This window comes from Vibrio sp. KUL70, from assembly GCF_059725515.1.
Window position 1 is genome coordinate 1,354,622 of record NZ_AP045834.1, and the last position, 15,953, is coordinate 1,370,574.

1 protein-coding gene (cut by a window edge) is annotated in these 15,953 nt (G+C 46.2%); it reads left to right on the forward strand.

Translation table 11 applies throughout. The features are described from left to right. Window positions 1-15,778: the 3' portion of a retention module-containing protein gene (locus tag AC6I7V_RS06070; protein ID WP_498011543.1), read on the forward strand. The gene continues 13,817 nt to the left of window position 1, outside the view; 15,778 of the gene's 29,595 nt are visible here — the last part of the coding sequence; its start codon lies off the left edge, out of view; it ends in the stop codon at window positions 15,776-15,778. The last annotated feature ends 175 nt before the right edge of the window (window positions 15,779-15,953 follow it).

A 15,953-nucleotide genomic window follows, 5' to 3' on the forward strand; every position in this document is an offset into this window, starting at 1 on the left:
AACGGAAACTATCTCTTTCACGAACCAAAGTGATGATGTTGAACGCTTCAGAATCGCGACCGATGAATTTAATCCATCAGGCACACTGACTTCGAATGGTTTAGCTGTTGAGCTTAGAGAGTTCCCTGCAGATTCGGGTCAATACACGGGTTTTACAACTAACGCGCTAAATCAAGAAGTTGAAGTATTTACCATCAATTTTGATGATGTCGTGTTAGGTCGTTACACCTTCACACTACTTGAAGCGCTTGATCATGCAGATGGCTTAGACAACAACACCTTAAGTTTTGATTTACCTGTTTATGCGGTAGACAGCGATGGTGATGACTCTTTGATGTCGCCACTCACCGTGACCATCGAAGATGACGTTCAAGGCATGAGTAACGGCATCTTGACCATCGAAGAGCCGACGGTCGCGGATCTGGCCGGTGGCGTGGTGACCACAACCACCATTGATGTGATGCCAGAGCAGAGTGCTGATGGCTCGAGCATTACTCAGTTCACCTATGACAACACTGTTTATGCGCTTGACCAAACGGACACTGGCGAGCAAGAGTTTACCTTCACCGAGGGCTCGCTGTTTATCACTCTTGAGGGCGAGATGCGTTTTGAACCAAACCGCAACCTCGACCATGAATCGGGCCCAATCGTGAAATCGATTGTGGTGACATCCAGCGATGGCGATGTGGACGTTGAAACTGCAACGGTCACTCTGACGATTACCGATGGTGATATTCCAACCATTGAATCGGTGCCAAGCGTGTCGCTATCGGAAACGCAACTTGCCGATGGTTCAACGCCTAGTGGCAGTGCGGTGAGTCAAACCGAAACTATCTCGTTCACGAATCAAAGTGATGATGTCGAGAAGTTCCGTCTTGAACCAACAGAGTTCAATACGGGTGGCGCATTAACTTCAAATAATATTGTGGTCGAGCTTAAAGAAGACCCAGCAGACTCAGGCTTTTACGTCGGCTTTATCAATGACGGTGGCACGGAAGTCCCGGTATTTACCTTGAGCTTCTCAGGTACAACTTTGGGTGAGTACACCTTCACGCTACTCGAAGCACTAGACCATGCTGACGGCCTGAATAATAACGAACTCACCTTTGACTTGCCTGTCTACGCGGTTGACTCAGACGGTGATAATTCATTGATGTCACCACTGACGGTCACCATTGGTGATGACGTGCAAATCATGGCGAACGGCACGCTTGATATCACCGAACCGAATCTAGCCGATGGGACGGTGACCACCAACACCATTGATGTCATGACGGCGCAAAGTGCTGATGGGGCGGTAATTACTCAGTTCACCTACGATGGTGGTGCTGCGCAGACTCTAGATCCAACAATCACCGGTGAGCAGAAGTTCACGTTCCCTGAAGGGGATGTGTACGTCACCATTGAAGGTAATGTACGTTTTGAGCCGAACCGCGATCTCGACCATGAATCTGGCGATATCGTCAAATCACTGGTCTTCACCTCAAGCGATGGTGACGTTGATGTAGAAACTTCAACGGTGACGCTAACGATTACCGATGGCGACATTCCAACCATAGAATCGGTGCCAAGCGTCACGCTTGCAGAGGCAGGGCTTACGGATGGCTCTTCTCCAATCACAGGGGCAGTGAGCCAAACAGAGACCATCTCATTTACTCACCAAAGTGACAATGTCGAGAAGTTCCGATTAGAGCCGACCGAGTTCAATACAGATAACTCGTTGAAGTCGGATGGTTTGAGTATTGAACTTCGCGAGGAGCCAACGGGATCGGGTCAATATATTGGTTTCACCACTGATATTTCGAATGTGGAAACGACGGTCTTTACGTTGGATTTCAGCTCAACTACGTTAGGCGAATACACTTTCACGTTGCTTGAAGCCATTGATCATGCACCGATTCAAGGTAACAACGATCTCACGTTCAATTTGCCTGTCTATGCTGTCGATACTGACGGTGATGACTCGTTGATGTCGCCGTTATCAGTGACGATCACGGATGACGTTCAAGTTATGGCGAGCGGTGCACTCAGTATCAAAGAGCCTACAGTCGCTGACCTTGTGGCGGGCACGCCAACGACGTCTGTTTTCGATGTGCTGACCAGCGCCAGTGCGGACGGCGCCAGTGTCTCTCAGTTTACTTACGACGGCACGGTTTACACGCTCGATCAAACAGACAGTGCTGAGCAAGTGTTCACCTTCACTGAGGGCTCCCTTTATATCACCACTCAAGGTGATGTGCGCTTCGAACCAAACCGAGATTTAGACCATTCGGCTGGCGATATTGTGAAAAATATCGTGGTGACATCAAGTGATGGTGATGATGACGTTCTTACTTCGACCGTCACGTTAACCATTACTGATGGTGATATTCCGACCATAGATGTGATCCCGCCAATCTCGCTATCTGAATCGAATTTAACGGGTGGTTCGGATCCAACAGTTGCTGCTGTTAGCGATACGAAAGTTATTCAATTTACTGACCAAAGTGATGATGTGGTGTCGTTCCGTATTGAGCCAACTGAGTTCAATACACTAGGCGCTTTGACGTCAAATAACTTGGCGGTTCAGCTGAAAGAAGATCCGATGAATCCTGGCGATTACATCGGTTTTGTTAAAGATGCGTCGAATGTTGAAACCAACGTCTTTACTATCAGCTTCTCTGACACAAATCTAGGTCAATACACCTTCACGTTGCTAGAACCGCTTGACCATGACGATGGCTTAGACAACAACACCTTAAGCTTTGATTTACCTGTTTACGCGGTAGACAGTGACGGCGATGATTCGGCAATGTCGCCACTGACGGTGACGATTGAAGATGATGTGCAAGGCATGAGTAACGGCATCTTGACCATCGAAGAGCCGACGGTCGCGGATCTGGCAGGCGGGGTGGTGACCACAACCACCATTGATGTGATGCCTGAGCAGAGTGCCGATGGCGCAACGATTACTCAATTCACATACGATGGCGGTACGCCACTGACGCTTGACCAGACGGATAGCGGTGAGCAAGAGTTTGTCTTCACCGAAGGCTCGCTGTTTATCACTCTTGAGGGTGAGATGCGTTTTGAACCAAACCGCAACCTCGACCATGAATCGGGCCCAATCGTCAAATCGATTGTGGTGACATCCAGCGATGGTGATGTGGACGTCGAAACCGCAACGGTTGTTCTGACCATCACCGATGGCGATATTCCAACCATTGAATCGGTGCCAAGCGTGTCGCTATCGGAAACGCAACTTGCCGATGGTTCAACCCCAAGTGGCAGTGCAGTCAGTCAGACCGAAACCATCTCGTTCACAAATCAAAGTGATGATGTCGAGAAGTTCCGCCTTGAACCAACAGAGTTCAATACGGGTGGTGCATTAACTTCAAATAATATTGTGGTCGAGCTTAAAGAAGACCCAACAGACTCAGGCTTTTACGTCGGCTTTATCAATGACGGTGGCACGGAAGTTCCGGTATTTACCTTGAGCTTCTCAGGTACAACTTTGGGTGAGTATACCTTCACGCTACTCGAAGCACTAGACCACGCTGACGGCCTGAATAATAACGAACTCACCTTTAACTTGCCTGTCTACGCGGTCGACTCAGACGGTGATAATTCATTGATGTCACCACTGACGGTCACCATTGGTGATGACGTGCAAATCATGGCGGATGGCACACTTGATATCACTGAACCGAATCTAGCCGATGGTACGGTGACTACCAATACCATTGATGTTATGACCGCGCAAAGTGCTGATGGGGCGGTGATTACTCAGTTCACCTACGATGGCGGTGCTGCGCAGACTCTAGATCCAACAATCACCGGTGAGCAGAAGTTCTCGTTCACCGAAGGGGATGTGTACGTGACCATTGAAGGTAATGTGCGCTTCGAGCCTAACCGAGATCTTGACCATGAGAATGGCGATATCGTCAAATCACTGGTCTTCACCTCAAGCGATGGTGACATCGATGTCGAAACCGCGACGGTGACGCTAACGATTACCGATGGTGACATCCCAACCATTGAATCGGTTCCAAGCGTGACGCTTGCAGAGGCAGGGCTTGCGGATGGCTCTTCTCCAATCACAGGGGCGGTCAGCCAAACTGAAACCATCTCATTCACTCACCAAAGTGACAATGTCGAGAAGTTCCGACTAGAGCCGACCGAGTTCAATACAGATAACTCGTTGAAGTCGGATGGTTTGATCATTGAACTTCGCGAGGAGCCAACGGGCTCGGGTAACTATATTGGTTTCACCACTGATATTTCGAATGTGGAAACGACAGTCTTTACGTTGGATTTCAGCTCAACCACGTTAGGCGAATACACTTTCACGCTGCTTGAAGCCATTGATCATGCGCCGATTCAAGGTAACAACGATCTCACGTTCAATTTGCCTGTCTATGCTGTCGATACTGACGGTGATAACTCATTGATGTCACCATTATCAGTGACGATTACTGATGACATCCAGTCATTGGTCGCAGGGTCTATGACCGTGAAAGAGCCAACTACAGGCGTAGAAACGTCGAATACTATAAGTCTAATGCCTGACAGCAGTGCGGATGGAGGAACCCTGACGAGCTTTAGCTACGACGGAGAACCACTACAAACACTCAATCAAAATGTGGCAGGTGAACAGTCGTTTACTTATGACGAAGGTACACTGTTTGTTTCTATAGACGGCAGTATGCGATTTGAGCCAGTGTCCGATTTGGACCATTCAAGTGGCGACATTGTAAAAACTATTACTGTCAATTCAGTGGACGGGGATGGAGATATTGTTAGCACTTCCGTATCGGTAACGATTGAAGATGGTGATGCTCCAGTTATCGACTTGATCCCTGATATTGACCTAAATGAAGCGAACTTGAGTGACGGATCTGCTTCAACAGGGGCGTCGGTGAGTGAAACCAAAGTTATCACTTTCACTGAGGGTAGTGATGATGTCACACATTTCAGAGTTGACACCGCAAACTTCAATCCATCAGGTACATTGAAATCAAACGGCCTCACGGTCGAAATTAAAGAGCAACCTACTGACTCAGGCAACTATGTTGGTTTTGTCACTGACGCTTCGAATGTGGAAACGAATGTATTCACACTCGAGTTTTCTGACAGCAACATAGGTCAATATACATTCACACTTTTGGAAGCACTGGATCATACTGATGCCAACCTTGCCAATACCCTAGACTTTGATATTCCAGTGATAGCGGTTGATGCTGACAACACGGACTCAGCTTCATCCTCTTTGAACGTCATGATTACTGATGACTTGCAGCAGACTCAAGATCGCACGCTAAGCATTGTTGAACCAGTCACAACATCAGGTGCTGGCGGGCCACCATCAACGGGTATCGTCGACGTGATGCCAACACAAAGTGCTGATGGTGCTACTGTTACTCAGTTTATGTATGGCACTGACGGACCGTTTACCCTAGATCAAACGAACTTCACTGAGCAAGAGTTCGCGGTTGCAGACGGGAAGCTGTTTGTTAAGTTAGATGGTTCTCTACGTTTTGAGCCTGACAGAGACCTCGACCACTCTGCTGGCGACATTGTTCGCAGTATTGTTGTGACCACTAGCGATTTTGATAAAGACGTACAAACCGCAACAGTGACTCTAACTATTACTGACGGTGTTGACCCTGTTATCAATATTGTGCCAGATGTGTATTTGTCAGAAGTTAACCTGTCTGATGGTTCAATGCCAACAGCGGGAGCAGTGAGCTCTACTCACACCATTACTTATACCGAGGGGAGTGATGATCTTAGCCACTTCCGTATTGCAACCAATGAATTTAATTTTGGTGGTTTGCTGAAGTCGAATGGTCTCGTTGTCGCGCTGAAAGAAGAACCTGCGGACTCAGGGAATTACATTGGATTTACGACAGATGGTTTAGGTAATGAAACGAATGTTTTCACGATAAGCTTCGATAGCGTTAACAAAGGTCAATTTACGATTACCTTGCTGGAAGCTCTCGATCATCTCAATGGCCTGAATTACAACGATCTTAACTTCCGTCTGCCGATCTACGCTGTCGATACGGATAATTCCGAGTCAACTCGACGTGATATTGTGGTAACGATTGAAGATGACATACAGCAAATGCAGGATGGCATTCTAACCATTACGGAGCCAAGCACGGGTACTCCTACAACAGCGACGGTTGATATCATGCCATTGCCAAGTGCCGATGGCGCAACCATTACTGAATTTACTTACGGTGGTGGACTTGCTATTTCACTCGATCAAACGGTTACAGGTGAACAAGAGTTTATCTTTACCGAAGGTTCACTGTTTGTCACGTTAGACGGTGATGTTCGATTTGAGCCCAATCGAAACCTTGATCACTCGGGTGGAAACATTGTTAAAGATATCGTGTTCACCTCATCAGATTTTGACAATGATGTCTTTATGTCGAGCGTTCGATTGACCATCATTGATGGTGAAGGACCTGAATTGAACGTAGTTCCTAGTGTTAACTTATCAGAAAGTAACTTAGCGGACGGTTCGACACCAGACTCCAGCTTAATCAGCGAAACCAATCTCATCACATCATTCGCCAGCAGCGATGACATCGCGAAGATTGTCGTCGATACCTCTCTGTTCAACACGGGCGGTTCGATTACATCGAATGGGCTGGCAGTTGACCTAAGAGAAGACCCTGTCGGCTCTGGTGATTATCTGGCGTTCACAACGGTGTCACCGGGCGTTGAAGTGCCGATATTCACCTTAACGTTTGATAGCTCAAATCCTAGTCTTTACACGTTTACTCTATTGGAGCGCTTAGATCATGCCCCTGGTGATGGCAATAATGACATTACCTTTGATTTATCGGTTTATGCACAAGATACCGATGGTGATTTATCTGCTCCGAAGCCTCTACAAGTTGTGATAGGCGATGATGTTCAGGTTATGCAATCTGGGGATTTACTTGTCACAGAGCCTACTTCGGGTGTCGTGAGTAGTAATGTGTTTGAAACAATGCCAGGCCCGAGTGCAGACGGTTCAACAATCACTGGGTTTATTTACGATGGAGGGGCCGAGCAGCCACTGAATCAAAACGATACAGATGAGCAAGCATTTGTGTATCCAGAAGGAACACTGTTTGTCAAAATCAATGGCGACATTCGCTTTGAGCCAAACAGAAACTTGGATCATGAAAACGGCGATATTGTTAAGAACATTGTTGTGAAATCTCAAGACCAAGATGTCGATCTAGAACAAGCAACCGTTAGGTTAGTCATTAGTGATGGTGCTCCACCTACGATTGATATTATTCCGCCAGTGAGTTTGAGTGAAGTTAACTTAGCCGATGGTTCTTCACCAAGTCTGCCTGTAAGTCAAACTGAGCAGATCACCTTTACTGCTGGTAGTGATGATGTTAGCTACTTCCGAATTGAGCCGACCGAGTTTAATGTCGGTGGTGCTCTTAAATCGAACGGTTTAGCCATTCAGATAAAAGAAGATCCTGCTGACTCAGGGAATTATATCGGCTTTACCAAAGATGCCCTCGATGTAGAGGTTGATATCTTTACGATTAAATTCTCTACTACTGTATTAGGAGAGTACACCTTTACACTACTGCAAGAGATCGATCATGACTCTGTACAGGGCAATAATGATCAGCTCTTTACTCTACCGGTTTATGCCGTTGATACGGATGAAACTGATTCGGCGAGCACACCACTCAACGTGACGATTACCGATGACGTACCAGAAATAACAGACACAGGCGTGGGAAGTACCTTTATCGTTGATGAGGAAGATATTGGTAACCCAACACAGGCAGCAGGATCTTTCGTCACCACAGAAGGTGCAGACCAAGTCGAAGCTTACGAACTGCGTAATATAGCGACAGTGGAAGCGATGCTTTCGTCTGGAAGTGAAGGTATTAAGATCACAGAAATTACAGGCGCTGCTAATACCACGACTTATCAAGGAGCCACAGATTCATCGGGTACTCCAATCTTTACTTTAGTATTGACCAATGACGGCGACTATACCTTTACTCTGTTAGGGCCTCTTAATCACGCGACCACTCCTGCCAATCTAGATACGCTAACCATACCTTTCGATGTGGTAGCGATCGATGGTGATGGTGATGATTCAAATCAATACCGATTACCAATAGAAGTGTTGGATGATGGACCAACGATGACCGCACCAACAGGAGAAACCGTCGTCGATGAAGATGATTTGACCGGTATAGGCTCGGATCAATCGGAAGATACGGTTATTAACGGTTTGTTTACGATTGATGAGGGTGCCGACGGAGTCGTGCTTTATGAGTTGGTAAATCCAGATGCTGTATTAACTGGGCTAACCTCGGAAGGAGAAGGCTTAGAGTGGCTGCCGGTCGTTGAAAGTGGCACCACATTTACCTATACCGCACAAACGGAGACCAGCAACGAAGCTGTGTTCGAGATTGTGTTTGATACCAACGACAATAGCTACCAGTTTGAATTGTTTAAACCGCTTAAGCATCCAGATGCGGATATGGAAAACAGTATTCCTCTGAACTTCTCCGTGGTAGCAGAAGATTTTGATGGGGATCAGTCAAACGCAATAGCGCTTAACTTATCGGTGACGGATGATGTTCCTCTTGTGACGACTCAATCTATTACCCGCCTCGAGGGTCAGAACTATAACGGCTCTAAAGTAAACATGTTTGCCAATGCAACAGATACGGGTGCTGATGGGGCTGTGCTTACCCAAATCGAAGGAGTATCTGATACCGATACGGCGATTGTATTCAGAAGAAACCCAAGCGACACAGAAAGTAATACCTATGATCTTACTTCTGGTGTTCAACAGGTACGTGTCTATGAACAGGAGTTTGATGCTGGGGGCAATGTTGTCGACGAGAGAGAGTTAGGTCGCTTGCGCATCAACTCTAACGGTGAAATTGAATTCAGAGCCAATGGTTATCTTGATCATGATGGGGATGAGATTAACTTCTCAATCAACGTAGTAGCAACCGATGCGGATTTGGATACCTCTGAAACGCCGTTGAATATCACCATCGTCGACCAAGACTCAACTGCCGTTTCATTGAAAGTCACAACCACAGAAGATATTGGCCGAGATCCATCTATTAACTACGCTGCGGGTAGCGAACCTGCAGAGCTAGAAAATACTTTTGATAATCAAGATGGTCTACCGGATGCTCCGGCTCAAGTTGCATTGCAAGTTAACTTGTACGACCAAGATAACGCTGAAGCGATCGGGCAACTGAAGATATTTGATAATACCAACCACAGAGGCACGTTTTACTACTTTAATGGTTCAGAGTACGTGAAGTTGTCGACAGATAGTGACGGTAATTTCATTCTGGATGGTGCAGATATTGTTCAGAGCTTTATGCCAGACCCAGATGACACCACAGATCCTAAAGATGTCATTGCAACTATCGACAATCTCTACTTTGTACCTGACCGCAACTTTAGCACAAATGGAAATGGTGTAAGGATCAACTATGAATTGGAGATCGACAATAACGGTGCTCCTGACCATACCGTAAGTTCAAACTTTAGAATTGAAATCGAAGCGGTGGCTGATGAAGCTGAGTGGAATGATGCCAATAGCACATATACCTACCTACCAGATACCGACGGCATGGGGGCAAATATACCGGTAACGGAAGACGGCAATACCATCACGCTTAATCTTGAAGCTGATACTCAGGACGCTTCTCGACCAGAAACAATCACGTATCAACTGACAGTCGAAGCGGGGGCTGGGAAGTTCACTCTATTGGATAGCTCAGGAAGCCCGATAGGGCCGGATGGTGGTCCATATATTATTGATGCGGCGGACATCAATAGCACAGTTGTCGATCCAATTGATAATTTCTCGGGCACAATTAGCTTCAAAGTGGTGGCTTTGACGGAAGAAACCCGTAATCCATTCCTAGATTCTGACAATAGCGGAGCCAACAGTAAAAGGTTTGCGACTTCTGAAGAAAGAACGATAGTGATTGATGTACTTCCAGATGCGGACTTAGGAACCCTAAGTGTGAGTCGTAAAACCATCAATGAAGACAATATCTTAGATCCAGATGTTGTTGGTGACCCAAATAATAGAGTTGCCTTCACCCTTGATGACGTGATCACGATGAAACCATCAGTTGATGCAGACGGTTCCGAATTGTTATACGTAAGAATCTACAATATCACTCAAGGTGCAGAGCTCTACGAATTAGGAACCAACACCGTTATCCCGACTGTGACGATTAATGGCGTCGATTACCAAGAAATACTTTACTCCGAACTCGCCAATGTTGAAGTGATCCCGAAAGAGCACAGCAATGAAGATTTCAGCTTTGATGTTTTGGGCGTCGTAAAAGACACAGCCTCGCTCTCGACTGGGCCAGAAACTGATGAAGTAACGTTTGGTCCTAAGAGGGTCAATGTTGAAGTGATTGGTGTCGCGGATGTGCCATTTGGTGGAACCAACGGCACTGATTGGGTGACGTTTACTGATGTAGGTGTGAGTGGGGTACAAACAACAATCCAAGAGAGCCAGAACGGAGACAGCTTCGCATTTCTTGATTTCACTGTATTGTCAGGTGAGCGAAGACCTGACGATCCTAATGACGCACCGCTTGTTGGTGATGGTTCAGAAGCGATAACCGTTATTCTATCCGGTATCCCAGAGGGTGTGGTTATCGAAGATGGAGATGGGACGGTAATAGATCTTAACTTTGTTGGTTATGAAGAAGACAGCAGTGGTAATCCTGATCTTGATAAGCCTATATATGAAGCGAACATTACAGAGGCTGGGAAAGCGTCGGGTATCATCATTCGTCCTGTTGACTCCTCTACTGAGAATATTCACATTCAAGGGCGTATCGTCGTTACAGAGAATGACGGTCATACCTTAACGTTCGATCAAGAAGTTCGAGTGCTTATCAAACCAAGGATCGATACTTCTGCAACCTACAGTAACACCACTATTGGAGACGAAGACACCGCCATTAATATTGATTGGCACCCACAAGGAGCGAATTACATTGATGACGATGAGCACTTTACTTCCATCACGATCAATGGAATACCAGCAGGTGTGACCGCGGTCGTTAATGGTGATGTTACTGTTGATGACAGCGTGGCTGGCACATTGGTTATTACCCCGAAAGATGCATCTCAAACTCCAGAGCAGTTTACTCAGATTGCGTTGGCCAATGATTTTATCCAACTAACACCTCCGGAACATTCCAGTGAAGATTTTACGATCACTACAATTCTGGAAGTTGAAGAGCGAGATTTTGAATACACACCAAGTGGCTTGCTGGGAGAAGATGGTGGCTTTATTGAAGCCAACCCACCGATTACAGGTACTATCACCGTGCAAGTGGTTCCTGTGGTTGAGCCAACAGATGCTGATAACTTGATTGTCTTCTCTAATGAGGACGGCACTGGACAATTGACAACCATTGCGTCAAATGCCGCAGGGCAGATTAATTTCACAACGAATAGCAATAACCTTACAACCAGTGGTGAGTACGTTATTCGTTACAAACAAGAAGATGTCTCACCAGAGTTTCCTGTCAATGAAGTCGTTAATGAAGCCATCATTGAATTGACGACCACGTCTGGCGGCGCTCTACCATACGAAGTGTTGAGTCAACTACTTGTGACTGGTGCGGTTTATGAAGCTAATGGTCGTTGGGTGATAATTGATGAAGATGCATTTACGATTAGTGCGCCTCAAGGGTTGGATCTAACTGCACCATATGATGATGGTGTATCGACTAACATCAGCAGTATAAAAATGACAGTCTTTACGCTAGTTGAAGACTTAGGCGATGAGCCGGGTGACCAACAATCTGCGATTGTTCAGAGACAGGGAGACGTGATATTAACCTTCCCTGAAGAGATAACTGGCAACGGAGAAATCGCTGCTGATATCGTTGTGACTCCGGACCAAACAATTGATGCCACTGAGGATACCCAACTCATGTTGGGTGATGCTCTTGAAAGCGTCATTAGTTTCACTGGTGGTGATGCATCTGATGACCAAATTACCATCGTGATTGATGAGACCGTCGTTATTAATCCAGGAAGCCCTGACGAAACAACCATTAATATCAGCGTTGGTGGCAGTGGTGCAATTGACTTTGTTAACGGGGAATACGTTTACCAGTCCACTTTGGTACAAGGTGTAGCGCCAGATTTCTCAGATTTGGTATTAAATCTCCCCGCGGATTACTCCGGAGACTTTGAGTTGCCATTTACGGTTATCACCAAAGATTTGACATCGGGCGATGAGAAAATGCTTGAAACCAGCGCCATCATCAAAGTTTCTGCGGTAACCGACGTAGCACCAAGTATTTCTGTCAATATCGCAGGTTCTTTGGACGATGCTTTGAATCCAGTCGATATCGATGGCAAGCCGGGAGCCGAAGCTGTTGGTTATGAAGATACTTATATTGTGCTCGACTTCTCTGGTTCTGTAGCGGACCAATTCAATGGTATTGAAGGTGGTAACGAACGCTTTACTGATGTGACCTTAACATTGGATGATACAACTAATGGTCAGTTTTACAGTGATACAGGAACCCCACTGGGCGCATCTATATCGTTCACCGAAAGTGAAATTGAAAGTGGTGCTTTATCTGGAGTGCTGTTTAGACCGAAAGAAAACTTCCCAACTTACGATGATGTAAACGGTGTGGATGTCAGTACCGTTAGCGTTACCGTGAGCGGCAACGTTTTAGATACGGCGACGTTTAATGAAGGGGGCTCGAGCACAACGGAAGATGCAACAAGCGAGTCCTTCTCAACGTCGGTCAGTTTTGATGTTGTTCCTGTCGTTGATGATGTTCAAATTACAGGGCCAGGAAGTGATCCTGATGTCGTAGAAATCACAGGCAACGAAGATCAAGAGATTTCACTTGCGGGTTCAAGTCCGATTTCTATCGCCTTGACTGATCTCGATGGTTCGGAAGAGTTTGTTTCTATCAAATTCACGGGTGTCCCTGATGGTTTCCAATTTAGAGTAGATAGCGGCTCTGATTTTACCGTAAAGAACAATGGTGGAGGTGTATGGAGTGTCCAACTGCCGTCCAGTGTCTCAAATTCATTTGATTTAAGTGAAATATCGGTGCTGCCACCGAAAAACTTCAGCGGTACATTTGATTTTGGTGTTGAGGTGTTCACGCAAGAGTCGCTATTAGGTATCCCAACTAACGCAGGCACTCTGCCAAAATTCCAAGTACATGTATTGCCAGTAGGGGATGATATTGATACGGATCCGACGGATTCTGTTTCAGGATTGGAAGGCCAAAATATTGATATCGAAATCAATGCGAGCATTCTTGATAAAGACGCTTCTGCGCCTGCGCTGACTACCGAGAATGAACCAGAGACTATCCGAGTGGTCGTTAGCAATGTTCCTTCTGATGCTTCAATTTTGTATCCAGATGGCACAACATTAGGTACCTATGATGCTAGCTCCGATACGTGGACGCTAGATGTTGATGCAACCGTACTCGATAAAATCGTCTTTAACTCTGGTGAACATAACTCCGATACTGGTAACGCTCTGGGTATTGATTCACCGTTGTCTATTTCTGTGCGTTCAGTCGATACGGATGCAGACAACACAGAGTATTTAGGTCCAGAAACGACCTTCAACGTGGACTTGATGATTGACCCAATTAATGACCAACCAACCTTTGTTAATATTGAAAACTTAGAGACACCGGAAGATACCTCGATTGCCTTGAGCGATATCTCTGGTTTCAAAATAGAGGACCCAGATGCGGTTTATGATGATCCAAGTGCGATATACACGCTCAAGTTGTCGGTGGATAAAGGTGAGTTGACCTTTACCTCTTCAACAGGGGTAAGCGTAGATCCTGTATCCGGCAATGGCATTGAATTGACGCTTACAGGGACCTTGGCGGATATCAACAATGCGCTAGATTCAGGCAGCGTTAGGTTTGAATTAGGTGCTGATGAAAACTACTTGAATCAGAGCGGGGTCGCTACCGTGACCGCGGAGGTCAATGACGGTGGTAACAATGGTTCACCGGGCCCACTGACTAACCAAACGACCTTTGAGATTAAAGTTACTGAGGTTAATGATGCACCAAATGCCGCCGACGTTATCGATTTAGGAACGATTTCTGAAGATGATCAAATCGTGATTAAAGCTGAAGATTTGATTGCCGCATCGAGTGATCCTGAAGGGGATAACTTGACCGTTATCGATGTCAGCCTCACTACAGGGCAAGGTCAGTTGCAGTACTTTGAAAACAGTGGCGGAGCTGACGACCCATCGATCACTGGACCTTATTGGGTATTTGATGCTAACGATGAATACGATGCGACCAGTGGAGACATCAGCTTCTCATACACCATTCAAGACAATGGGCAAACCAATGGGGTTGATGACTTCTTAACAGATAGCGGCATATTAAACTTAACCGTAACAGGTATTAACGATTCACCCGTGATTAACGGTGACAATGTCACGTCAGTTATTGATGAAGACGTCGACCAATTGGTTAGTGGTATTACCGTTGCTGACCCAGATTACGTCGGTGCCCACGCTGGTGACTTTATGACGGTCACCTTGAGTGTCGACTTTGGTACCTTGTCGGTAATTCCGCCGACAACTACCACTGTGACGGTTAGTGGGCAGGGCACTAACTCAATTATCCTAGAAGGGACACCGGCTGACATCAACGATATCATCAATACACCAGCCAATCCTGTCGGGTTGTTTGTGAACACTCAATACATTCCAACAAACAGTATTAATCTACAGGTGGTTGCGGAAGACAGTGGCAACCCGTCGGGTATTGTTATCACTACGCCACCGGAGAACTACCCAATTCAGGTAACGCCGGTCGCTAATACACCGAGCTTGTCGATTGATCCTGCTATGAACTATGTTCGCAACATTACTGCCAGTCAAACCGCAAGTGCGAGTGGTATTCCTTTGGTCGGTATTGTGGCGGCGTTGGCTGATATTAATGAGATCCTGACTCTGAATATCAAAGATGTGCCAGCGGGTGCTTCCGTGATAAGCAGTGCGGGTACGGTCGCTCTTAATAGTGGTGTTTGGGTCGCATCCGCTGATGCGATTGATAGCTTAAAGATTGTTGACCTTCCGCAAGATGCCACACCACATACGATTAAGTTGGAAGCGGTATCTTCGGAGTTAGACGATATGAATATGGTGATATCTCCAGGAGCAACCTCTTCAGAGATAGACCTCAACCTAACGATTGTGGCTGATGCAACAGACATTGATCTAAGTGCTACGGCGGATGATGTTCAGTTGTTTGGCGACGGAGGTAATACACAACTAGAGTCTGGCTCTGGTGATGACCGACTTGAAGGTGGTAGTGGAGATGATGAGCTAATTGGAGGTGACGGTAATGATACCTTAATCGGTGGCGATGGCGCTGACATCCTTACCGGCGGCGATGGGATGGACTCTTTCGTTTGGCTCAACATCCAACATGGTGTCGAAGACAAGATTACCGACTTTGATTTGTCAGAAGGGGATACTATCGATCTCAGGGAAGTGTTACCTGAACTACAAAACACGACGCTTGATATGGCAGTACTGTTACAACAGATAGATGCAAAAGTCGTGGACGGTAATGACATCGAGCTAACGATAAACCCAGATGGTATGGGAACCACCCAACAGGTGATAGTGGTAGAAGATCTTGCTCCGCAATTGACACTTGCTAGCAATATGTCTGATGACATCTTAGATGCGTTGGTGCAGCAGAATGTGATTATTCATGGCTAATGACTAACGTTTAATAAAGAGAGATGCCGACTCAATTGAGTCGGCGTTTTATTCGCTACTTGATAATAGCTTGTACTCTTACAAAGCGTGCTTGTTACGTTGCTCATCTGAAAACCTTTCTTCGGTTTCCAGAATCATGCTGAACCGAATTTTATTGCCAAAAGTAGATAATAGT